This is a genomic window from Methylocaldum marinum (assembly GCF_003584645.1).
GTDB lineage: Bacteria > Pseudomonadota > Gammaproteobacteria > Methylococcales > Methylococcaceae > Methylocaldum > Methylocaldum marinum.
This window is the reverse complement of sequence record NZ_AP017928.1, coordinates 3,950,550-3,973,739: the sequence shown is the minus strand read 5'-3', so window position 1 is coordinate 3,973,739 and position 23,190 is coordinate 3,950,550. Positions and strand designations below refer to the sequence as shown.

Here is a 23,190-nt window from a genome sequence, read left to right as displayed (position 1 = left end):
TTACTCCGACGGATCACCGAGAGAATTGTCGGAATGGCGCAGGCCTTCGGTCAGGTGGGGTTCAATAACGCTCGCCATGATCTGGTGTAGCTTGGGATTCGCCGTCAGAACGTTTCCGGACTCGAAGAATTTGTCTTTGCCTTCCAAATCGGTCACGATGCCGCCCGCCTCCTGTATCAGAAGCAAGCCCGCAGCCATGTCCCACTTCTTCAGGCCGATTTCCCAAAAGCCGTCCAACCGTCCCGCCGCGACATAGGCGAGATCAAGCGCGGCCGAGCCGGCACGGCGAATTCCGGCCGTGTCTTTCATGAGATCGCGCATCATGCCGAGATAGGCTTCGACATGGCGTTGGTCCCTGAACGGAAAGCCCGTACCCAGCAAGGCGGCCCTCAAGCCGCTTTGCTTGCTCACCCGGATGCGCCGATTGTTGAGCGAGGCGCCGGCACCCCGTGCGGCAGTAAATAGTTCCTGCCGGAGCGGATCGTAGATCACGCCTTTTTCGATGCGTCCTCGGTGGACTAGCGCGATGGACACACAGAATTGAGGAAACCCGTGCAGAAAATTCGTGGTTCCGTCCAAGGGATCGATGATCCAGACGAAATCGGTCTTGGCGGGACCTTGGCGGCCACTTTCCTCGCCTAGAAAAGCATGGGTCGGATATGCCTTCTGCAGGGTGTGAATAACTTCACGTTCCGCCTGGCGATCCACTTCGCTGACGAAGTCATTGCGTCCTTTGGGCGTTATCGTGAGAAGGTTCACCCGGTCCATCGAGCGAACGATGATGTCGCCCGCCGTTCGAGCCGCGCGAACCGCAATCGTGAGCATGGGATCCATATTGGAATCGGTTCTGGTTGGAAAACAGTTTAGAGTATCAAATTTCTGATAGTATTTTACCCTTTTTGGTTAGGGCTCTTGCTGACGCATGAATCGCTTGTCCCATGTCAGGATCGTGCTGGTTGAAACCACGCACCCGGGCAACATCGGTGCGACGGCGCGTGCCATGAAAAACATGGGGCTGCGCGATTTGGCCCTGGTCGCACCCAGGGTCTTTCCCAGCGGAGAGGCGACCGCACGGGCGTCCGGGGCCGACGATATTCTCGCCGCGGCTCGTGTTTGCCGGGATTTGCAGGAAGCAATCCACGATTGTGCTGTCGTTATCGGGGCTAGTGCACGGTTACGTACCATTTCCTGGCCGCAGTTCGACCCGCGCGAGTGCGCGAATCAGGTGAGTGCCGACAGTGCAAAGACCGCGATTCTGTTCGGACGCGAACATTCGGGCTTAACCAATGAAGAACTGGAGCGATGCCATCATTTGTTGCATATTCCCTGCGACCCCGAATTCAGTTCGCTGAATGTCGCCGCCGCCGTTCAGATCGTGGCCTATGAGCTTTTTCTCGCCACGCGGCAGCGGTCTGTAGGCGAGAAGGCCGGACAGGCCCCGGCCACGGCGGGCGAAATGGAGTCTTTTTACGGGCACTTGGAGCGTACGCTGTACGATGTCCGATTTCTCCACGAAAAGAAGACGGGACCTTCGGTGATGCGCCGACTCAAGCGAATCTTTAACCGAGCTATGCTTGAGAAAAAGGAAATCCACCTTCTGCGCGGCATTTTGACGGCGGTTCAGTTTCGGAAAAGACCTCAGGTGTGATTGATTTCTTATGTGGCAACGACTAAAAGAAGATTTCAGCTGCATCTTCGACCGCGACCCCGCGGCCCAATCCTATTTTGAAATCTTCACCACTTACCCGGGGGTACACGCCATTTTGGCTCATCGCTTCAGCCATCGGCTGTGGAACTGCCGGCTGACATGGCCTGCTCGCTTCATTTCGACTTTGGCTCGCTGGTGGACCGGTATAGAGATTCATCCCGGAGCACAAATAGGGCGGCGTTTTTTCATCGATCACGGCATGGGTGTCGTCATAGGCGAAACCGCGGTGATCGGCGATGATTGCACGCTCTATCACGGAGTGACGCTGGGGGGAACATCCTGGAAAAAGGGAAAAAGGCACCCGACCCTGGGCAATGGCGTCGTAGTCGGCGCCGGGGCGAAAATACTCGGTCCCATAACGGTCGGCGACGGCGCCCGTATCGGTTCCAACTCGGTTGTGTTGAAGAACGTCCCGGCGGGGGCCACGGTAGTCGGAATTCCGGGACATGTGATCAGTGCCGATCGGCAAGCCCAAGAAGCGCGCCGGCAGGCCATTGCCAGCAAACTGCGCTTCGATGCTTATGGCTTGACGCCGGATATGCCGGATCCGGTCGCTCATGCCATCAATCACATGCTCGATCATATCCAGGCGCTGGACGAACAGATCGAAGCGCTTAAACGCGCACTCAAGCAGCAGGGCATCAGCGTTTCCGAAGCGCCTTTGCCGGAACTGGAGCATTGCGAACTGAAACAGGGCGAGGAACGTTAAACCGATTCGGTCTTATTATCCATGCCCCGTATGAGGACATGGGCATGGCGGCGGCTACTTTTCCAGCACCTGGGCGATCTTGTTCGCCCAGCCGACGCTTTCCAGGTGAATCTCGCCGATTTTGGACAGGCCGAGATCCTCGAAATGCGCCGCATCCAACTTCCAGCGTTCAAAATTGACGGCGCAACTCAAAGCCTCCCCAGCCAGTCCGGCATGAGAAACCAAGGCACTTTTTACCTCCCCGGACAATGGCAGACCGGAAACCGCTTCGTCCAGGGGAACTTCCAGCAGTTGGTCGATGGTGGACATCAGGCCCACCAGGAAAAATTGCTCGCTGTTCGACAATTTGAGGGAAACCGCAAGCGACTCGCACATTTTTGCTCGAATCAACGCGATTTTTAAGATCTCGGTTGGACGGTCGGAAAAACTGGCCAGACTGATCAAGGATGCCCAGCGTTGGATCTCGCGGATTCCGAGATAGGTAATGGCGAATTTCAGGGAATCGATCTGTTTTGGTAATGCGTAGTATGCCGAATTGATGTAGCGCAAAAGCTTGTAGGTGAGTCCTACGTCCATGGAAATCGTGCGCGCCAGCTCGGGTATCGAGATATTCGGACGATTGATCTTCGCCAACAGCTGCAGAACCGTGTGCTGGTTGGTTTCCAAACGTTTTCCGCGCACCGTGTTCGGCCGGCTGAAATAATACCCCTGAAAATATTGGCAACCCAGCGCTTTGTATTCGAGATACTGCTCCTGCGTTTCCACCTTTTCCGCCAGAAAGCGGATGGGCAGTGGCTTCAAGCGCTCCATTACCCATCCGCTCGTTGCCGGTGAGACTTTCTGGATATCAAGTTTGATGAAATGGGCCATTTCGACCACGGGCAGCCAGCGTTCCTCGAACTCGAAATCATCGAGTGCGATCTTGTACCCATCGCGTACCAGGCGTTTCAGGGCCTGAATCAAAGTGTCGTCGACCTGTACATCTTCCAGCACTTCGATCACGACCTTGTCCTTGGGGAGGAGTGAAGGAGTCTCTGAGAGCAGGTTGTCCCGCGTCAAATTGATAAAGGCCAGTTGCCTTCCGACGATTTTATCCAGTCCGTACTCGAGCAGGCTGTCCACGATCACCTGGTTGCTCGCCGCCGTGGGCCCGAACGTTTCCACAGAATTTCCGTTTATGTCACGGAATAACAATTCATAGGCGAAAACACGCAAATCGCCGTCAAAGATTTGTTGCCGTCCGATGAGGAAATCGTTCTGCACGATGATCACGCCCTGTCGCTAAAATATAACGGTTCGTTGTTCGCAGCAGCGCTAGGAATCTGGGTCCGATTGACTGGCGTTCGTGTCGGAAGGGCTATGGGACAGGAAAAGCTTAGCGACGACCGAGACGCGCACTCGACAAATCGGGGAGCGCCGGGGGTGGCACGAAGTTTGGTTGTTCTTTTCTTAACTCGACTTTAAAGGCTCCGTGCGTCCCTGGAAGAATAGTTCAGCTTTGCGAAAATAAAAGAGAGATCCATCAAAAATCATCCACTCAGGCAAAACGATTATGTCCGACAGCACTCAAGACTTTGATACCGATGTGATTCAGCGCAGCTACAGCATCCCCGTGCTGGTCGATTTCTGGACACCCTGGTGCGCGCCCTGCCGTACCCTGGGCCCGATATTGAACAGGATCGCCGACAAGAATGCGGATCGCTTCGTGCTGGTCAAGATCAACACCGAAGAGTTGCCGGAGGTCAGCACTCGTTATCAGGTACGCAGCATTCCCAATGTCAAACTCTTCGTCGACGGTCAGGTGGTCGATGAATTCACCGGTGCCTTGCCGGAAGGCATGATAGAACAGTGGTTGAACCGCGCCCTGCCCAGCCCGCTCAGGAACACGCTCAAGAAAGCCGAGAACGAAGTTCTTGCCGGTCACCCCGACAAGGCCGTTACGCTTCTGGAAGAAGTGCTCGAAGTGGAACCCGACAACGAGGATGCCGCGGTCATGCTGGCACGCTTGCTGCTCGCCTCGGATCACAGGAAAGCAGCAGCGGTCGTCGAACGCATTGGCGCGGATTCCGATTCATATCACATCGCCGAAAGTATCCGTACCGTTGCCCGCTTGTTCGACTATGCCGTAGCCCCGGAAACCTTGCCTGATGCGCCTCTAAAGCCGGTTTATCTATCGGCGATAGAGCACCTTAAGAACGCTGATTTCGAAGCTGCGTTATCAAGCTTCATCGAAGTGATTAAAGGCGCGCGCCAATACGACGACGACGGTGCGCGAAAAGCGTGCCTCGCCATCTTCAAGTTTCTCGGCGATGACCACGAATTGACCCGGGAGTATCGCAGCCGCCTCGCCAGTGCCTTGTACGTTTGATCGGGGAATTATTTGTGAATCTTGACCCGGAAATATTCGGGATTGGCATCATCCATCAAATCGACCATCGCCGAGAATGATCGGACCTCGCCCCGCTCCAGCATATCCAGATTCGGTGTGCCGTCTTCGTGGAAACCGATTCTGGAAAGGCCAACCTGAATGCCGACACGATCGAAAAAAAGAATGTCGACTTCAGGATGGATCAGGGTCAATTCCGAATTGTGCATGACAATCTTGTACTCGTAATGTTTATCCGAGTCCTTGCCTGCAACCGTGAAAACAATATTTTTCACATAGCCCAAATCGAGCGGAATCACTTTATCGAACTCGAGCTTGGTCAGGTTCGGCAGGCGTGACGCAGTCAAAGCGGCAAGCTCGGTCCGCAGTTTTTCAACCTCGGGCTGCAGGCGCTGGAGCTCCTGACTTTGCTTCTTCTCCACGACGGTCAATTCGAGGTTTTCCTGTCCGCTTAGAATCAGCTGGATAAATAGAACCAAAAGGGCGGTCGTTTCAACGATCAAACCGATGGACAAGAAAAAAATCAGTCTCGTCCGGGAAGAGCGGCGATACTTGCTGTGATAAGAATAGGATTGCGTGTTGTCCGTTACATTCGCAGACTCTTTATGTGATAGCCGGTACATGTTTTCTCCTGGGGCGACCTCCTGATCATCGTTTTTGCCAGGTCGGTCGAAGTTTCGCATATCCATCTACCGTACATTCAGTTACGGCCCAAAAATCTGTCACTTGCTCAGCTCAAACACTGGCCGCGTACTTTCCGCTCCTTTTGAAAACTTTGTTAAAGTTTGTGGACAGGATGCGTCGAACCCGAACGTGAGTTTACGGGGCAAAATTATCCACAACTCAGCCACAGGAGTACACTGTTTTCGACACACCTTTATACAGTCAATAGGTATTTGTTTTTAAAGACAAAAGCGGCAGCATTAACGAATCATCCCCGCTTCTATAACAAAATGAGAAATTTCTTTTGCTTGTTTATGTTTGGCGATGTGGATCGTTCAGGTGATGTTTCGATCTGACTGGCTGAGCTTTGTATGATGGAACAGGTTCTGGACGTTCCTTCGAAGGAAGCGTTTTCCAAAAAGGCAAGCTAATGGAATTCGAAATCATTTTTTGGCACTGGTGGGCTTTCGGAGTATTTCTCCTGATCGTCGAACTTCTCGCACCGGGGATATTCTTCCTTTGGATGGCCGAATCGGCGTTCGTCGTCGGGGTGATCAAACTGATCGTGCCGACACTTTCCTGGGAGTCTCAGCTGATTCTGTTCTCGGTGATGTCGGTCGTCAGCATCGTGGTTTTCCGGCTATTCCTCAGGAAACATCCCCTCGAAACCGATCAGCCCTTGTTGAACAGGCGCGCCGCGCAGTACGTTGGGCGCCTGTTTACGCTCGAATATCCGATCGTCAACGGACAGGGTTGGATTCGTGTCGACGACTCCACCTGGAAAGTACAAGGGGAGGACTGCGAGCCGGGAAGCAAGGTTCGGGTCGTAGCTGCCGAAGGGGTGCTTCTGAAAGTGGAGAAATCAGCATGATGTGCCGATCAAATTCTGAACGCTTTTACCCGCCGGCGTAGGCGTTCGACATCGCCCGGAGCGATCTGCCGTCCGTAACGCGCGTCCAAAAAAAGCTCGGTAATCGCTCCGATGGCTACTTTGGCTTCGGGTCTTTCGGAGGCGGCGCGAGCGCCGAAATCTCGCGGTCCTTCACCGGTACGTTTGGTGACCCCGTTCTTGGCCAATTTCTTGAGAAACCGCTGATAAGCTGTCATGACGGGATCGCCGGGCCTGGAATTGAGGCGGGGCCGCCGCCACAGCCCGATCAGGATGCCGCAGAAGACCAAAAGTGAGACCGACCAGGTGATCAATCCACGCCAATCGACGATACCCAGAGCGTTCCAGAAACGCTTCTGGTTCTCCGGATTGTAGGTCAAGACCCATTGATTCCAGGCGTGATCGATACTGGACCAAACCAGACGCGTTCGAAAATACAAGTCCTGCAAATCGAATTGGGTACCGAATAATGTCCGTTCCATCGCGTTGAAACTGACCTCCTGATCGGCCATTTGGCGGTCCAGATCGATTCCGTGCTCGATTCGGTGCGGTGCCACCGCACTGGTCGGATCGATCCGCGTCCAGCCTTGCCCGGAAAACCATACCTCGGCCCAGGCATGCGCATCGGCCTGCCGTACTTCCAGAAATTTCCCGACGGGGTTCCATTCCCCTCCCTGATACCCCGTTACCACCCGGGCGGGAATCCCGGCGACGCGCATCAAATAAACGAATGCCGTCGCGTAATGCTCGCAAAAGCCCTTGCGGGTTTCGAAAAGAAACGTATCCACCTGCTTATCGCGAATGGGGGGTGGGTTCAGCGTGTATACGAAAGGCTGTTCCTTAAAATGGAGCAGAGCCTTGTTCGCGATATCTCTCGGATTCGACGAGGATCGGCGCCAGCCATCGACAAGGCGGGCTACTTGCAGCGACGGCGTTTCGGGCAATTGCAGTCCGCGGTCGCGTTCCTCGGAGCGTAGTTCGCCGGTTCGGTACTTCGAGTGAGAAGTGATGGTGTATTGCCGGCGTTCACCGATGTTCCCCTGAGCCAGTAACAGATATTCGGGCGTCTGCGAGAGATCGCCCGGAATGACCTTCGGAAGATCCAGGGCGAAAACCCATCGGTGTCGCTGCGGTTCCAGCGTTATCGTGTAACGGTAAGCGGGTCCCGAAAACTCAGCCGTCTGAACTTTGTTCTTGCCTCGTTCCGGTGTTAGGGTCCAGCGCTTTCCGTCGGTATGCCAGAATACGGGTCCCCGCCAGTAGCGCTCGACGGGCGGCGGTGGAGAGTCTTTGAAATCGGCGCGAAAAGCGCGCTCTCGCGATAAGGCGAGGCGACTCACGCTGCCCGGTTCGATCGTGTCGCTCAGGCCGCTTTTTGCAATGGTCGGCTCGTCCGGAAGCCTCCACAAAGGTCCCGCGATGCGCGGAAAAAACATGAAGAGGACGATCATGATCGGCAGGGCTTGTGCCACCAGCGAAGCCGCCAGCTTGAATCGCGCTTTGAGAGACAAGACGGGACCGGCGTTCAACCCGACCAGCACGGAAAACAACAAGCCGACCGCAGCCAGCGTATAGACGGCTAAGGCGATACTCTCGGAGAACAGGTACTGGGTAAGCGCAACGAAAAAAGCAAGATAGACCACGAGGTAAACATCACGCCGGTTCCTCATCTCCATCAATTTCAGTCCCAGCCCGACGAGAAAAAGGCTTGACCCGGCCTCGCGTCCGTAAAAGCGATGGTAATCCACATAGACCAGGGCCGCGCCGGCGACGGTGAGGAGGAACAGCAGCAGACGTCCGGGCTGCAGGGCGGGCCTATATCCGGATGCAAATTTCCAGGCCGCCATCAAGCAAAAATAGAGAACGATATCCCACCGCAGATTGAGGAGATGCGGCGCGGCAACAAAGAAAACACTGAACAAGAGCAGGTTTTCCTGGGTTCGGTCCGGAATGAAGGGAGGCGCGGCAGTCTTCATGAATGGAATAAGGCGAGTGCCTCGAGACACTTCCGACAGTGCGATGCGCCGCGGTTCTCGGCGATCGTGGTTCCCGGCATATGCAAGGAATAACGGACCTCCGCCTGTTCGGCATCCAACAGCCAGCGGCATAGGCGACTCAAGCGTGCTTCCGTGTCCGTTTCCCGGGTATCCGTCCAGCTCAAATGAATGATCTCCGTTTCTCCGCCGGTGTATTGCCGGATGAGGGGATCCCCCCCTTTGGCCAGGCCTTTCCAATGAATATGCTTGAACGGATCTCCTGCCTGATAGGCTCGAAACCCGTGGAAGTCATCGGAAGAATGGCTCGCCCGGCCATCGAGATGATCGCCGCCCGAACGCGGGAAAGGCAGTCTTTCCCGCGCGGGTTTCGGGTAAACCATAATCCTGTAATTCAAATTGATCGGCGACCAGGCGTAAAAGATTCCCAGTGGGAAAGTGGTGCTGATGATCACCGAGTCAAGTTCCAGCCAGCCGCGTTTTTCGGCTCGAACGCGAAGGACTGCCGGAATGGTACCTTCGGCCGGAATATCCATTCGAATCGTCTCGGCACCTTTGAGTTTCAGCTCGATGGCATAGCGGTGCATATCCGCCCGATTGTTCAGTCTCAGTTCGAACAGCGCCTGATCTCCGACGAAAACGGGATTTGCTTTCCCCGTATCCACGATCAGCCCGGAAAGATTGCGATAGCCGTACAAGACCGAGGCCATGGCAGCGGCGGCTAACAGGAAAGTGAGGATGAAGGCCAGGTTGTTGCCGTAGTTGATGGCGGTCAGCCACTGTATCAGCAGCAGCAGCGCAAGTGCCAAACCGTATCGGTTCGGCAAAATGAAGATTCGTCGATGGGACAGGACAATCGGCCCGTCGGTCGCCTTTTCGCCCCGGAAAAAGCGCCGGAGATCCAACCGTTCCCGAAGCGAAAGTGCCGCCATATCAAACCGCCGCGACCTGCTCAAGCATCGGAGCCACGATGCTGTCGGCGTCCGTGGCCCCCCTCGACGCGGTACGCAGCCGGTGTCCGCAAACCGGCGCCAGCACCGCCTGTACATCCTCGGGCAGGACCGCCTCGCGCTCGTCGATGAAGGCCCACGCTCGGGCGGCGTGCAACAGAGCCAGGCCGGCGCGGGGCGACAATCCGCATTCGTAGTGACCCGATTCCCGGCTATATCCAATCAGCCCTTGCAGATAATCCAACAGCGGATCGGCCACGTGAACGGTCTTGACCTCTTCCTGCAAAGTCCTTAACTCGTCCGCCGGCAAGCATACCGGAAGTTTTTCGAGCAGAACGGAGCGTTCCTCGCCTTTGAGCAGAACGCGTTCGGACCGGCTGTCGGGATAACCCAAGCTGATGCACATCAGGAAGCGGTCCAATTGCGATTCGGGCAAAGGAAAAGTTCCGATCTGATACAGCGGATTTTGAGTGGCGATGACGAAAAACGGTTCCGGCAGCGCACGGGTTTCTCCGTCGACCGTGACTTGATGTTCTTCCATCGCCTCGAGCAGCGCACTCTGAGCCTTGGGGGTGGAGCGGTTGATCTCGTCGGCGAGGATCATTTGATGGAAAATCGGTCCCGGCTGAAATTGAAAGGTATGGTTTTTTCCGTCGAAAATCGAGGAACCGACGATATCGGCCGGCAACAGGTCGCTGGTGAACTGGATTCGCTGGTACTTCAGGCCCAGCAGGTTGGCGAGCGTGTGCGCAAGAGTCGTCTTACCGACGCCGGGTACGTCCTCTATGAGCAAGTGCCCTCGTGCCAAAAGGCAGCAAATCGCGAGGCGGATTTGGCGCGGCTTGCCGAGTATGACGGAATTGGCGGTCTCGATAAGTGAGTTGAGCGAATGATGCATACGAATCGGGGAAACCGTAATTGCAACGAAGTATAGCTGCGTCTGACCGGCAAACACCCCGGCAAGCAGCTGAGCCAAATCGAGATCGTAAACGGGGACATGTTCCTCACCGGCAAAATGACTGTCGAGGTGGTCCTGAACCGATCAGAGCCTCGATTCCGACAGCGGCGGATAAACTCGGCGCTTCGGTTTCGTCCCGCTTTAACCGGCTCGGATGGACCTTCGTCCTCATAAATGTCTCGGCGTACGCGCCCGGATATGTCTCCGGGCTGCGTTGAGCGTATCGGATCGCGAACGCAGTGCCAATTTCGGCGCCTGATGTAGTAATCTATGCGAGCACTTCCGACAAGTGTAAAACGGTCTATCTGTCTGAATTCTCGACTCTCATGCATTTTTCCACCGAATTCGACGTCATCGTGGTGGGTGGCGGACACGCTGGTACGGAAGCGGCTTTAGCGGCCGCGAGGACCGGTTCGAGGACGCTGCTGCTGACTCAGAACATCGAAACTCTCGGCCAAATGAGCTGTAATCCCGCCATCGGCGGGATAGGCAAAGGACATTTGGTAAAGGAGATCGACGCTCTAGGCGGTCTGATGGCGCGCGCTGCGGATCGCGCCGGAATCCAGTTCCGCGTGCTCAATGCCAGTAAAGGTCCGGCGGTGCGGGCGACGCGCGCCCAGGCGGACCGGGTGCTTTATAAACAGGCGGTGCGCCGGGCTCTGGAAACGCAGCCGAATTTGACCTTGTTCCAGCAAGCCGTTTCCGATCTGATCGTGGAAAACCATCGCGCAACCGGTGTGGTCACGCAGATGGGGCTCAAATTCAGGGCGCGTGCGGTGGTTCTTACCGTGGGCACTTTCCTGGGCGGTCGGATTCACATCGGTCTCGAAAACTACGAAGGCGGAAGAGCGGGCGATGCGCCGTCGAACGCGTTGGCGGCGCGCCTTCGCGAACTGCCTTTCCGGGTCGGGCGACTGAAAACCGGCACGCCGCCCAGAATCGACGGGCGTAGCGTCGACTATGCCGTCATGCAGGAGCAGCCGGGCGATCAACCCGTCCCGGTATTCTCATTCCTCGGCCGACGGGACGAGCACCCCCGCCAAGTGCCCTGCTTCATAACCCGCACCAACGAAAGGACCCACGACATCATCCGCGCGGGCCTCGATCGTTCGCCGATGTACGCCGGAGTGATCGAAGGGGTCGGGCCGCGCTACTGTCCGTCCATCGAGGATAAGATCGTGCGTTTCGCGGAACGGGATTCGCATCAGATCTTTGTCGAGCCCGAAGGTCTCGACACGCACGAAATCTATCCCAATGGCATTTCGACCAGTCTGCCCTTCGACGTGCAGTACGAATTGGTGCGGTCGATACGCGGTTTCGAACACGCCCATATTACGCGTCCGGGATATGCCATCGAATACGATTTCTTCGATCCCCGCGACCTGAAATCCTCGCTTGAGACCAAACACCTCGAGAACCTGTTCTTCGCCGGGCAGATCAATGGCACGACCGGATACGAGGAAGCCGCGGCGCAAGGTTTGATCGCCGGACTCAATGCCGCGCGCAAGGCGAAGGATCTGGATCCTTGGTCACCCACCCGTAACGAGGCTTACATGGGCGTTCTGATCGACGACCTCATCACCCGGGGCACGAACGAACCCTACCGCATGTTCACCAGCCGCGCGGAGCACCGGCTTCTGCTGCGCGAGGATAATGCCGATCTGCGGCTGACGGCAAAAGGCCGCGAGCTGGGATTAGTCGATGCCGAGCGGTGGCGTGTCTTCGAAGCGAAACAGCAGACGATCGCGGAGATCCGGGCCACCCTGGCAAAAGACTATGTGAGGCCGAACACGCCGGAAGCCGAAGCCGTGAGCCCCTTCCTGAGTGCACCGCTGCCGCGCGAGTCGAGCCTGGCCGAGCTGCTGCGGCGGCCGGAGATTCGCATCGAACATCTGCGAGCGATATCCGCTCGTCTGGCCGCGGAAGAAAACGAGCAAGTGCTCGATCAAATCGAAATTCAGGCGAAGTATCAGGGCTATATCGATCGCCAGCATGCGGAAATCGAGCGCTCCCGCCGCTACGATCATTGGCGCTTGCCGGAGAATCTCGATTATCGGAACGTCATCGGCTTATCCAACGAAGTCAAGGAAAAGCTCAAACAGACACGTCCCGAAACCGTCGGTCAGGCGGCGCGGATTCCGGGCGTCACGCCGGCGGCGATTTCTTTGCTGCTGGTACATCTCAAGAAGAAGAGCGCCTGATCTTAAGTGGACGAGCTCGGCAAACGGCTGGCGGAAGGAATGACCGCCCTGGAGATTCCCTTTACGCCGGAACAAGGCAAAAAGCTCCTGGCCTTTCTGCGCTTGGTCCAGAAATGGAATCGGCTTTACAACTTGACCGCCATTCGCGACCCGCGGACAGCGGTGGATTTGCATTTGCTCGACAGCCTAACCGTCTGGCCTTATCTGCACGGAGAACGAATACTGGATGTCGGGACGGGCGCCGGGTTGCCGGGAATTCCCCTGGCCATCATGAGCGGCGACAGGAGTTTCATTTTATTGGATTGCAATGCGAAGAAGACGCGTTTTGTTCAGCAGGCCATAATCGAATTAGGCCTCTCCAACGCGAAAGTCGTCACTTCGCGCGTCGAAGAGTACCATCCGGAGCGCGGCTTCGACACGATATTGGCGCGAGCTTACGCGAACCTTGCCGAAATTTTTGCGGGAACGCGAAGAATGCTGGCTCCCGGAGGCATGATATTGGCTCAGAAAGGGCAACTGCCCGAAAACGAAATCCGCTCTTTGAAAGACTGTGTGGTTGATACTCATATCTTGAATATCCCCGGTCTGGACGTTGAACGTCATTTGATCGAAATAGCTGTCGGTTGAGGAGACCATGGGCAAAATAATCGCGGTAGCCAACCAGAAGGGGGGCGTCGGCAAAACCACTACCAGCATTAACCTGGCGGCGTCATTGGCGGCGATCAAGCATAGCGTTTTGTTGGTGGATCTGGATCCGCAAGGCAACACGACGATGGGATGCGGCATCGACAAGCAAGATCTCGATGTCTCGTCATACGACGTCTTGATCCGCCAGGCCACCGCACGCGACGCAATCAAGTCCTTGACGGACATCGGATTCGATCTACTGCCGGGCAATGCGGATCTCACCGCCGCCCAGGTCGAGCTGATGCAGCAGCCCGACAAGGAGCGCGCACTTGCCGAGGCGCTCGATCACTGCCGTGGGGATTACCAGTTCGTCATCATTGACTGCCCGCCCTCGCTCAACGTCTTGACCCTCAATGCCCTGATTGCCGCGGATAGCGTCCTGATCCCCATGCAGTGCGAATACTATGCCTTGGAAGGGCTTTCGGATCTGATGGATACGCTGGGGGATATCCGCGACTCGGTCAATCCGGAACTTCGTATCGAAGGCTTGCTTCGCACGATGTACGATCCCCGCAGCCGGCTGGCGAACGACGTGTCCGCTCAATTGATCGCCCATTTCAGCGACAAGGTTTTCCGCACCGTCATACCCCGTAATATCCGGCTGGCCGAAGCTCCCAGCCACGGACTGCCGGTTCTGAAGTACGACAAATCCTCCCGGGGAGCCGTCGCCTATCTGGCTTTGGCGGGCGAAATCGTCCGGCGCAATCAAAAATCGCGCAAAATCGCTTCCATTCTTCAATAAATTCCAATCATGACGGCAAAAAAACGAGGACTCGGCCGCGGCCTCGATGTGTTGTTGGGCGGCGCGAAGCTGGAAAACGAAACCGAGAAGCTCAAAACGCTTTCCATCGATCAGATCAGGCCGAACCGCTTTCAACCACGCAAGGACATCGATCCGGCGCGACTCCAGGAGTTGGCCGATTCGATCAGTGCCCAAGGCATCGTCCAACCGGTGGTGGTTAGGCCGATGGGCGACGGCCATTATGAAATCATCGCCGGCGAAAGGCGCTGGCGGGCCGCGCAACTGGCGGGATTGCACGACTTACACGTCGTCGTGCGAGAGGTTGCCGATCAGGCCGCCTTGGCCATCGCTTTGATCGAGAATATCCAGCGGGAAGACCTGAATCCGCTGGAAGAAGCGGAAGCCCTCAAGCGCCTGCTCGAAGAATTCGAAATGACTCACCAGCAGGTTGCCGATGCGGTCGGCAAGTCCCGCGCAACCGTAAGCAATTTGCTCCGTTTGAACGAACTTCATCCGGAAGTCAAACATCTTCTATTAACCGGCGCCATCGAAATGGGCCATGCGCGTGCGATACTCGCGCTGGAGTTTCAACTTCAGGCCGAAATCGCGCGTAAAGTCGCCGGGGCAAAGTTGAGTGTTCGCGCTACTGAACTGCTGGTTCAAAAGCTGCGGGACGGGCAGAAGACACGAAAGCCGGAGATCAAGGATCCCGACATCCGCCGCCTGGAAGAACGCATCGCCACGCGAATCGGTGCCCCGGTACTGATAAAGCACGGAAAGAAAGGGGCCGGACAACTGGTCATTCATTACGACAGCCTGGATCAACTGGAGGGCGTACTCGATCGCTTGAAATAAAACATGTAACGTTGATCTTCAACATTTTGATTGTTATCATTCCGAAGCGTTTTCGTAAGGACTCTCCATGACAGCGAAAAAATTGCTGTTCGCCGTCAAGCGGGTTCTATTGATGCAGCTATTTACGATTGCACTGATCGGGGGTGTTACCTTGGCCTTCTTTGGTTGGCCGGTAGCGAGATCAGCGCTGTTTGGCGGGCTCATTGCCTTTCTGCCGAATGTCTATTTCGCCGCAAAATTCGGAGTTTCCGATAGAACAAGAACGGCAGAAGACATCGTAAGATCGTTTTATATCGGCGAGAGCATAAAAATAATCATAACCGCCGGTTTGTTTATTTTAATTTTCCAACTGCCTAACATTTTATTCCTGCCATTATTTGCCGGTTTCGTATCGGTGTTGGTGGTGTTTTGGTGTGCGCTTTTGATGCGCGATATCGAAGGGTAACGAGAAAGAAATATGGCAACAGAAGAGCATGGCTCCGGCGGGGCAACGGGATACATCGTTCATCACCTCACCCCTCTATCGACCGGCGAAGGATTCTGGACACTGCATCTGGATACCCTGTTTTTCTCGGTTTTTCTGGGCGGACTATTTGTCGTTCTATTCCGCAAGGCGGCTGAAAAAGCGACGTCCGGCGTACCCGGTCCCTTGCAGAACTTCGTCGAGATGATCGTCGAATTCGTCGACACTCAGGTCAAGGACAGTTTTCATGGCCGTAGCGCCTTGATCGCGCCCTTGGCTCTGAGCATCTTCGTCTGGGTATTCCTGATGAACGCGATGGACCTGATCCCGGTCGATCTGCTGCCGGGAATCGGCCAGGCCATCGGTCTCGATTATCTCCGCGTCGTTCCCAGCACCGATCTGAATGCTACTTTTGCCATGTCGATTTCGGTGTTCTTTCTGATCCTGTTCTACAGCTTCAAAGTGAAAGGACCGATCGGATTCGGGAAAGAAATGATTCTGACCCCTTTTCACAGCGTATGGATGATTCCGTTCAACCTGATTCTCAAGCTTGTCGAGGAATTGGCGAAACCGGTATCGCTCGGCCTTCGTCTTTTCGGAAACATGTACGCCGGCGAGCTGATTTTCATCCTGATCGCCCTGCTGCCCTGGTATGTGCAGCCCATACTGAGTTTTCCGTGGGCGGTCTTTCATATTCTGATCATCACTTTGCAAGCTTTCATCTTCATGGTTCTCACCATCGTTTACCTGAGTTTGGCCCACGAAGATCATTAATCTCTTTCAACCAACCCTAACGTTCGAAAATTCGGAGGAACAATGGAAATCGCATCTGTATCTGGCATGACCGCAATCGCCGTAGGCATCATCCTGGGCCTGGGCGCCATGGGAACCGCAATCGGTTTCGGTTTGTTGGGTGGAAAATTCCTTGAAGGTGCTGCGCGTCAGCCGGAAATGGTTCCGATGCTGCAGGTGAAAATGTTCATCGTCGCCGGTCTGCTCGACGCCGTAACCATGATCGGCGTGGGTCTTGCCCTGTTCTTCACCTTCGCCAATCCGTTCCTGTCTGCACTCCAAGGCTAACGCAGCCGCGATTGCGACGCTTTAACGGCAAATAACCTAAAGAGGAAAGCGCTGTGAGTATTAACGCTACTCTGATCGGCCAAATGATCACATTTGCGCTTCTGGTGTGGTTCACCATGAAGTACGTGTGGCCGCCTTTGATGCAAGCCCTTGAGGAGCGCAAGAAAAAGATTGCCGACGGTCTCGCTTCGGCTGAAAAAGGCAAGCACGAAATGGAGTTGGCCGAGAAGCGCGCAACCGCACTGTTGAGGGAAGCCAAGGATCAGGCGACAGAGATCGTCAATCTCGCGCAGAAGCGAGCCGGCGAGGTGGTCGAGGAATCGAAGCAGTCGGCGAAGGAGGAAGGCGAGCGAATTGTCGCCGCCGCAAAGGCCGAAATCGAGCGCGAATTGCAACAGGCAAAAGAAGGATTGCGTCAACAAGTGTCGGTGCTGGCCATTTCCGCGGCCGAGCAAATCCTGCAGAAAGAAGTGGATCAGAAGAAGCACCGGGAAATCATCGACGACCTCGGTAAGCAATTGGGTCAGGCATAATGGACGAGTTAACGACGTTGGCGAGGCCTTATGCCGTTGCGGTTTACAAAAGGGCCAAAGAAACGGGAACGGCTGAAAAGTGGAGTGAAGCGCTCGCTTTCGTCTGGATGCTTATGGAAGACGAGCAGTTAGCTAAAGCCTCGGCCAATCCGAAGGCGAACCGCGAGCAGTTTTCGGAGGCTTTTCTCGGTCTCTGCAAAGATCACCTGGACTCCGAGGCGCAAAATTTCGTCCGGCTGTTGATCCAGAATCGCCGGCTGGGGCTGGTTAGATACATCGCTGAGCTATTCAACCAGTATAAAGCCGACGATGAGGGATATATCGAAGTCGACGTCAGTACGGCATTTCCCTTGAAAGACACCGAACAAGACAGGTTGTCCAAGGTGCTGGAGGGCGTTTTGGCAAAGAAGGCGCGTCTGCGTGTCGATGTCGATCCATCTTTGATCGGCGGCGTCTACATCAAGGCGGGCGACCGCGTGATAGACGCATCCATACGCGGCCAGGTTGAACGATTAGCAAAGAGACTCTGGAATTAGAGCGAGAAGAAACATGCAGCTGAACCCATCTGAAATCAGTGAACTCATAAAGAAGCGCATCGAGCAGTTCGATATCGGTGCCGAAGCCCGCACGGAAGGCACTATCGTCAGTGTGACCGACGGTATCGTCCGTATCCACGGCCTAACCGAAGTGATGCAGGGTGAAATGATCGAATTCAAGGACAATACCTTCGGTATGGCCTTGAACCTTGAAAGGGACTCGGTCGGCGCCGTCGTGCTCGGTGCGTATGAACATTTGGCCGAAGGCGATACCGCGAAATGCACCGGACGCATTCTCGACGTTCCGGTGGGTGAAAGCTTGCTCGGGCGTGTCGTGGATTCCTTGGGGCGGCCGATCGACGGCAAGGGTCCCATCGAAGCGCAGGATCGTTCGCCGATCGAAAAGATCGCGCCCGGCGTTATCGCTAGACAATCGGTCAGCCAGCCACTGCAAACCGGTCTCAAGTCCATCGACTCGATGATCCCGATCGGCCGCGGCCAGCGCGAATTGATTATCGGCGACCGCCAGACCGGGAAATCGGCCATCGCCATCGATACCATCATCAATCAGAAAGGCACCGGCGTTAAGTGTATTTACGTCGCCATCGGCCAAAAGCAGTCCTCGATCGCCAACGTGGTACGGAAACTCGAGGAACACGGCGCCATGGCTCATACCATTATCGTGGCCGCTTCCGCTTCCGAGTCAGCCGCGCTTCAGTTCATCGCGCCTTACGCCGGGTGCGCCATGGGCGAGTTTTTCCGCGATCGCGGCGAGGATGCACTGATCATCTATGACGATTTGACCAAGCAGGCTTGGGCCTATCGGCAGATCTCCCTGCTGCTGCGCCGTCCGCCGGGACGCGAAGCCTATCCGGGAGACGTATTCTATCTGCATTCGCGCCTGCTCGAGCGCGCCTCCCGAATCAATGCCGCCGAGGTTGAGAAACTGACCGGCGGAAAGGTCAAGGGCAAGACCGGCTCGCTGACCGCTTTGCCGATTATCGAGACACAGGCCGGCGACGTATCGGCTTTCGTTCCCACCAACGTGATTTCGATTACGGACGGTCAGATTTATCTCGAGACCAACCTGTTCAACGCGGGTGTGCGTCCAGCCGTGAACGCCGGTCTTTCCGTGTCACGCGTGGGTGGCGCGGCTCAGACCAAGATCATTAGAAAGTTAGGCGGCGGTGTACGTCTCGACCTGGCTCAGTTCCGTGAACTGGCGGCATTCGCCCAGTTCGCATCGGATCTCGATGAATCCACACGGAAACAGATCGAACGCGGTCAGCGTGTTACCGAAATTATGAAACAGAGTCAGTACTCGCCGCTGAGCGTGGCTCAAATGGCCGTATCTCTGTTCGCAGTCAACGAAGGCTTCCTGGACGACCTGCAGGTCAACCAGGTCAGGGATTTCGAAGACGGCCTGCAGAACTACATGAAATCGGAACATGTCGATCTCATGGAAAAGATCAATGCGACCGGCGACTACAATGACGAAATTCAGTCGTCGCTGCACGCAGCCATAACGAAGTACAAAGAAACCCATACTTGGTAGGGATTGATCAATGGCCGTCGGAAAAGAAATCCGTCTGAAGATCACGAGTATCAAGAATACTCAGAAGATCACGCGGGCCATGGAAATGGTGGCAGCCAGCAAAATGCGCCGGACCCAGGACAGAATGCAGGCGACCCGTCCGTATTCCCGGAAAATAGCGCAGATCATCAAGCACCTGGCACACGCGAACCCGGAATACAAACATCCGTTCACCATTGAGCGGCCGGTGAATCGGGTCGGGGTGATCCTGATCTCGTCCGATCGGGGCTTGTGCGGGGGGCTCAACGCAAATCTTTTCCGACTGGCCCTGCGTAGAATGCGCGGCTGGAACGGAGAAAATAAGGATGTCACCCTCAGCACGATAGGCCAGAAGGGTACCGCGTTCTTCAGCTCGATCGGTGCGAATGTGCTGGCCCAGGCAACCAGGCTCGGGGACCGGCCCCATTTGCAGGATATCATCGGCGTCATAAAAACGATGGTCGACGAATATTCCGAAGGCAAGATCGACGAGCTGCACGTTCTTTACAACGAGTTTGTCAACACGATGACTCAAAAGCCGCGGCTGGTCCAGTTGCTTCCCATTCGGCCGGAGGAAATCGGCGAGGAACGTAAAGGGCAGTGGGATTACATTTACGAACCGGACGCCAAGGAAGTGCTGGACCAGTTGCTGGTTCGGTACGTGGAGTCGATCGTTTTCCAAGGGTTAGTCGAAAACAATGCCTGCGAACAGGCAGCGCGCATGGTCGCCATGAAAAGCGCTTCCGACAACGCCGGAAAACTCATCAAAGAGTTACAGCTGATCTACAACAAAGCGCGGCAGGCGGCCATTACCCAGGAAATCGCGGAAATCGTCGGCGGCGCGGCTGCGGTCTAAGCGAATCCATACAGAATAAACGCAAGAGTTTTACGAGGACAGTCATGAGTTCGGGCAAAATCGTACAGATTATCGGCGCCGTGGTGGATGTGGAGTTCCCACGCGAGACCCTTCCCAAAGTATACGACGCACTGAAAGTCGATGATAAAGACTTGGTGCTCGAGGTCCAGCAGCAACTCGGCGACGGCGTAGTCAGAACGATCGCCATGGGCAGCACCGACGGTGTGATGCGGGGGCTGAAGGTCACGAATACAGGTGCCCCGATTTCCGTACCCGTTGGGAAGGAAACGCTGGGCCGGATTATGAACGTCTTGGGCGAACCGATCGATGAAAAGGGTGAGATCGGTGAAAAAGAGCGTTGGGCGATCCATCGCAAAGCCCCGAGCTTCCAGGATCAGGCGGCTGCCAACGAACTGCTCGAAACCGGCATCAAGGTAATCGACCTGGTGTGCCCGTTCGCAAAGGGCGGCAAGGTCGGCCTGTTCGGCGGCGCCGGTGTCGGCAAGACCGTGAACATGATGGAGCTGATCCGCAATATCGCGATCGAGCACAGCGGTTATTCGGTGTTCGCCGGTGTCGGTGAGCGCACCCGCGAAGGGAACGACTTTTATCACGAAATGAGTGAAAGTAACGTTCTCGACAAGGTATCGCTGGTATACGGCCAGATGAACGAGCCTCCGGGCAACCGTCTGCGCGTTGCACTGACCGGCCTTACCATGGCGGAGTACTTCCGGGACGAAGGCCGCGACGTACTGCTGTTCATCGATAATATCTACCGCTACACGCTGGCCGGTACCGAAGTATCCGCGTTGCTCGGCCGCATGCCTTCCGCAGTGGGATACCAGCCCAACCTGGCCGAAGAGATGGGCGTACTCCAGGAGCGGATCACCTCGACCAAGATCGGGTCCATCACCTCGATTCAGGCCGTATACGTTCCCGCGGACGACTTGACCGACCCGTCTCCGGCAACCACTTTTGCCCACTTGGATGCCACCGTTGTGTTGTCGCGGCAGATCGCCGAGTTGGGTATCTACCCGGCTGTAGACCCGCTCGATTCGACCAGCCGCCAGCTGGACCCGCTGGTCGTCGGCCAGGAGCACTATCAGGTCGCCCGCAAGGTGCAGAGTACCTTGCAGCGTTACAAAGAGCTTCGCGACATCATCGCGATCCTCGGCATGGACGAGCTTTCCGAGGAAGACAAGCTGATCGTATCGCGTGCTCGCAAGGTACAGCGGTTCTTGTCGCAGCCCTTCTTCGTCGCCGAGGTATTCACTGGTTCTCCCGGCAAATACGTATCGTTGAAGGACACGATTGCCGGATTCAAGGGCATCGTCGAAGGTGAATACGACGATGTTCCGGAGCAGGCTTTCTACATGGTCGGCAGCGTCGACGAAGCCCTGGAAAAAGCCAAGCGCGCTGCCGCTTAATTCTATGAGAAAAGCACTATGGCTATGACGATCCACGTTGATATCGTGAGCGCGGAGGCGGAGATTTATTCCGGGCTCGCGGAAATGGTGGTAGCTCCGGCCGAAATGGGCGAAGTGGGTGTTGCCGCACGGCACGCCCCTTTTCTCAGCCGCCTGAAGCCGGGCGAGGTACGGGTAAAGGTCAGCGATCAGGAAGTCCATCCGTTTTTCATCTCGGGCGGCATGCTGGAGGTGCAGCCGCAGGTCGTGACTATTCTCGCCGACACTGCCGTTCGCGCCCGGGACATTGACGAGGCGGCGGCGCTGGAAGCCAAGAGGCGTGCGGAGGAGATGCTGTCGGATAAGTCCGGCAAAATCGATTACGCTCTGGCGCAAGCGCAGCTCGCCGAAGCCGTCATGCAACTTCGAACCCTGGAGAAATACCGGAAAGGCCGCGCCTAAGTTCCGGAATTCTCGAGACCCGGCAGAATACGGGGCATGCGGTGCCTGTATTTTGCTGGGTTTTTTCGTTTTTCACGTTAATATAAAGAAGAAGATCCGATCGGCATGACCGGTCGGGTCGAGTTAATCTTTTATTTTCCGCTTCTTCAATAAGGAAAAACGGAAGATGCCTTTGGAAATCGTCATCCTGGCTGCCGGCCAGGGAACGCGAATGCGTTCGTCCCTTCCCAAAATCCTCCACAAAATCGGCAATAAGTCTCTGCTGGAACACGTCTATGCCTTGGCCAATCGGTTGCGTCCCGACAAGATCACCGTGATCTACGGACACGGTGGAGAGACGGTTCTCAAGAGTCTCGAACACCTGGAGGTGACTTGGGTCGAACAGCGGGAACAACTCGGCACGGGGCACGCGGTCATGCAGGTCGCGGACGCTATCGGGGAAGAGTCTACCGTGCTCATTCTGTATGGGGACGTACCCTTGCTGAACGATGCGACCGTGAAAAAGCTGCTCCCTTTGGCGGGCGAGGATCAAATCGGGCTGCTGACCGTCAATCTCGGCGATCCTTACGGTTATGGCCGGATCGTCCGTGACCCCCAGGGGCGAGTGCTCAGGATTGTGGAAGAAAAAGATGCTTCGGCCGAAGAGCGCGAGACCAGGGAAGTCAATACCGGAATTCTCGCCATCAACGGGCGGCATCTGAAGAAATGGCTGGGCCGGCTGGAAAATAACAATGCCCAGCGCGAATATTACCTTACCGATGTGATCGCCATGGCCGTTGCGGACGATGTGCGGGTGGAAACCGTTCAACCGAGCGACCCCAACGAAGTGTTGGGAGTCAACAATCGCGCGCAGCTGGCGCATTTGGAACGGGTTTTCCAAAGCGGACTCGCTGAAGAGTTGATGCGAACCGGAGTAAGCTTGCGCGACCCGTCCCGCTTCGATGTGCGGGGCCAAATCGACGCCGTAGGACGCGATGTGGAGATCGACGTCAATGTCGTTTTGGAAGGCCGGATCAAGCTCGGTGATAACGTTCGCATCGGCGCCAATTGCGTAATCAGGGATTGCGAGATCGGCAACAATGTGGAAATTCTGCCGAATTGCGTCATCGAAGACGCCGTAATCGGTGAGGGCTCCCGAATCGGCCCCTTTGCACGTATCCGGCCGGAAACGCGGATCGACGATCACGTCCACGTCGGTAATTTCGTGGAAGTTAAGAAATCCGCGATCTCAAGTGGTTCCAAGGTCAATCATCTCAGCTATATCGGCGATACCATCATCGGCCGTGACGTCAATGTCGGCGCCGGAACGATCACCTGCAATTACGATGGCGCGAACAAACATCAAACCGTCATAGAAGACGGTGCGTTCATCGGTTCGGACACCCAGCTGGTCGCGCCGGTCAGAGTCGGCAAGAATGCAACCATAGGCGCCGGCGCAACGATCACCAAGGACGCGCCGGAAAACGCCCTGACCCTCAGCCGGGCGAAACAAATAACCGTAGAGGGTTGGCAGCGACCCGTTAAGAAAAGGAGTTGAAG

At 55.9% G+C, this 23,190-nt stretch carries 24 protein-coding genes; 18 read left to right on the top strand and 6 right to left on the bottom strand.

The window, feature by feature from the left end; all coding sequences use genetic code 11:
* Positions 1-834 (bottom strand): inositol monophosphatase family protein, encoded by an 834-nt coding sequence (locus sS8_RS17650; protein WP_119630909.1) that lies wholly within the window; start codon positions 832-834, stop codon positions 1-3.
* A gap of 88 nt (positions 835-922) precedes the next feature.
* Here sS8_RS17650 and sS8_RS17645 point away from each other — a divergent pair, with 88 nt between their 5' ends.
* Together sS8_RS17645 and cysE are read left to right on the top strand one after the other, a co-directional pair.
* Positions 923-1,648 carry an RNA methyltransferase gene (locus sS8_RS17645; RefSeq protein ID WP_119630908.1) on the top strand — a complete coding sequence of 242 codons (726 nt, stop codon included), beginning with the start codon at positions 923-925 and terminating at the stop codon, positions 1,646-1,648.
* A gap of 10 nt (positions 1,649-1,658) precedes the next feature.
* Positions 1,659-2,417: a serine O-acetyltransferase gene (gene cysE, locus sS8_RS17640; protein ID WP_119630907.1), complete on the top strand. Its 759-nt coding sequence runs from the start codon at positions 1,659-1,661 to the stop codon at positions 2,415-2,417.
* A gap of 54 nt (positions 2,418-2,471) precedes the next feature.
* Here cysE and sS8_RS17635 read toward each other — a convergent pair whose 3' ends face one another.
* Complete coding sequence (locus tag sS8_RS17635; RefSeq protein ID WP_170161143.1) at positions 2,472-3,680, bottom strand: EAL and HDOD domain-containing protein; 1,209 nt, start codon at positions 3,678-3,680, stop codon at positions 2,472-2,474.
* Between the two features lie 289 nt (positions 3,681-3,969).
* On the opposite strand from sS8_RS17635, the gene sS8_RS17630 reads away from it, so the two are divergent.
* Entirely contained in the window at positions 3,970-4,785 is an 816-nt protein-coding gene (locus sS8_RS17630) for a tetratricopeptide repeat protein (protein ID WP_119630905.1), read from the top strand.
* A gap of 8 nt (positions 4,786-4,793) precedes the next feature.
* Here sS8_RS17630 and sS8_RS17625 read toward each other — a convergent pair whose 3' ends face one another.
* Positions 4,794-5,486 carry a hypothetical protein gene (locus sS8_RS17625; protein WP_145986584.1) on the bottom strand — a complete coding sequence of 231 codons (693 nt, stop codon included), beginning with the start codon at positions 5,484-5,486 and terminating at the stop codon, positions 4,794-4,796.
* A 410-nt stretch (positions 5,487-5,896) separates the two neighbouring features.
* Between sS8_RS17625 and sS8_RS17620 the strand changes: the two genes are divergently transcribed.
* The gene (locus sS8_RS17620; protein WP_119630903.1) at positions 5,897-6,337 is read left to right on the top strand and encodes an NfeD family protein; all 441 of its coding nucleotides are present in this window, start codon (positions 5,897-5,899) and stop codon (positions 6,335-6,337) included.
* Between the two features lie 8 nt (positions 6,338-6,345).
* Here the strand turns inward: sS8_RS17620 and sS8_RS17615 are convergent, their stop codons facing one another.
* Genes sS8_RS17615 through sS8_RS17605 form a run of 3 tightly spaced genes read right to left on the bottom strand, consistent with a single transcriptional unit; the run spans position 6,346 to position 10,197 of the window.
* Positions 6,346-8,331, bottom strand: a complete 1,986-nt coding sequence (locus sS8_RS17615; protein ID WP_119630902.1) for a transglutaminase TgpA family protein — start codon at positions 8,329-8,331, stop codon at positions 6,346-6,348.
* Positions 8,328-9,281 (bottom strand): DUF58 domain-containing protein, encoded by a 954-nt coding sequence (locus sS8_RS17610; protein ID WP_119630901.1) that lies wholly within the window; start codon positions 9,279-9,281, stop codon positions 8,328-8,330. Before sS8_RS17610 ends, sS8_RS17615 begins: the two co-directional genes overlap by 4 nt.
* Before the next feature lies 1 nt (position 9,282).
* The gene (locus sS8_RS17605) at positions 9,283-10,197 is read right to left on the bottom strand and encodes an AAA family ATPase (RefSeq protein ID WP_119630900.1); all 915 of its coding nucleotides are present in this window, start codon (positions 10,195-10,197) and stop codon (positions 9,283-9,285) included.
* A 386-nt stretch (positions 10,198-10,583) separates the two neighbouring features.
* Here sS8_RS17605 and mnmG point away from each other — a divergent pair, with 386 nt between their 5' ends.
* The 14 genes from mnmG (at position 10,584) to glmU (ending at position 23,188) form a co-directional block, all read left to right on the top strand.
* Entirely contained in the window at positions 10,584-12,458 is a 1,875-nt protein-coding gene (gene mnmG / locus sS8_RS17600) for a tRNA uridine-5-carboxymethylaminomethyl(34) synthesis enzyme MnmG (RefSeq protein ID WP_119630899.1), read from the top strand.
* Between the two features lie 6 nt (positions 12,459-12,464).
* Complete coding sequence (gene rsmG, locus sS8_RS17595) at positions 12,465-13,085, top strand: 16S rRNA (guanine(527)-N(7))-methyltransferase RsmG (protein ID WP_232020345.1); 621 nt, start codon at positions 12,465-12,467, stop codon at positions 13,083-13,085.
* A gap of 7 nt (positions 13,086-13,092) precedes the next feature.
* Complete coding sequence (locus tag sS8_RS17590; RefSeq protein WP_119630898.1) at positions 13,093-13,887, top strand: ParA family protein; 795 nt, start codon at positions 13,093-13,095, stop codon at positions 13,885-13,887.
* Positions 13,888-13,896: 9 nt separating this feature from the next.
* Positions 13,897-14,742 carry a ParB/RepB/Spo0J family partition protein gene (locus sS8_RS17585; protein ID WP_119630896.1) on the top strand — a complete coding sequence of 282 codons (846 nt, stop codon included), beginning with the start codon at positions 13,897-13,899 and terminating at the stop codon, positions 14,740-14,742.
* A gap of 67 nt (positions 14,743-14,809) precedes the next feature.
* On the top strand, positions 14,810-15,187 hold the full coding sequence (locus sS8_RS17580; protein WP_119630894.1) for an ATP synthase subunit I: 378 nt from the start codon (positions 14,810-14,812) through the stop codon (positions 15,185-15,187).
* Between the two features lie 12 nt (positions 15,188-15,199).
* The gene (atpB, locus tag sS8_RS17575; RefSeq protein WP_119630892.1) at positions 15,200-15,979 is read left to right on the top strand and encodes a F0F1 ATP synthase subunit A; all 780 of its coding nucleotides are present in this window, start codon (positions 15,200-15,202) and stop codon (positions 15,977-15,979) included.
* 42 nt (positions 15,980-16,021) lie between these two features.
* Complete coding sequence (atpE, locus tag sS8_RS17570) at positions 16,022-16,285, top strand: F0F1 ATP synthase subunit C (RefSeq protein WP_119630890.1); 264 nt, start codon at positions 16,022-16,024, stop codon at positions 16,283-16,285.
* Between the two features lie 53 nt (positions 16,286-16,338).
* Positions 16,339-16,818: a F0F1 ATP synthase subunit B gene (locus tag sS8_RS17565; protein WP_119630888.1), complete on the top strand. Its 480-nt coding sequence runs from the start codon at positions 16,339-16,341 to the stop codon at positions 16,816-16,818.
* Positions 16,818-17,354 (top strand): F0F1 ATP synthase subunit delta, encoded by a 537-nt coding sequence (locus sS8_RS17560; RefSeq protein ID WP_119630886.1) that lies wholly within the window; start codon positions 16,818-16,820, stop codon positions 17,352-17,354. Before sS8_RS17565 ends, sS8_RS17560 begins: the two co-directional genes overlap by 1 nt.
* Before the next feature lie 13 nt (positions 17,355-17,367).
* Entirely contained in the window at positions 17,368-18,909 is a 1,542-nt protein-coding gene (atpA, locus tag sS8_RS17555) for a F0F1 ATP synthase subunit alpha (protein WP_119630884.1), read from the top strand.
* A gap of 10 nt (positions 18,910-18,919) precedes the next feature.
* The gene (atpG, locus tag sS8_RS17550; protein ID WP_119630882.1) at positions 18,920-19,783 is read left to right on the top strand and encodes a F0F1 ATP synthase subunit gamma; all 864 of its coding nucleotides are present in this window, start codon (positions 18,920-18,922) and stop codon (positions 19,781-19,783) included.
* Positions 19,784-19,827: 44 nt separating this feature from the next.
* A complete protein-coding gene (gene atpD, locus sS8_RS17545; protein WP_119630880.1) occupies positions 19,828-21,210 on the top strand; it encodes a F0F1 ATP synthase subunit beta in 1,383 nt (460 codons plus the stop codon).
* A gap of 18 nt (positions 21,211-21,228) precedes the next feature.
* Positions 21,229-21,651, top strand: a complete 423-nt coding sequence (locus sS8_RS17540) for a F0F1 ATP synthase subunit epsilon (protein ID WP_119630878.1) — start codon at positions 21,229-21,231, stop codon at positions 21,649-21,651.
* 166 nt (positions 21,652-21,817) lie between these two features.
* Entirely contained in the window at positions 21,818-23,188 is a 1,371-nt protein-coding gene (gene glmU / locus sS8_RS17535) for a bifunctional UDP-N-acetylglucosamine diphosphorylase/glucosamine-1-phosphate N-acetyltransferase GlmU (protein WP_119630876.1), read from the top strand.
* Positions 23,189-23,190 lie beyond the last annotated feature (2 nt).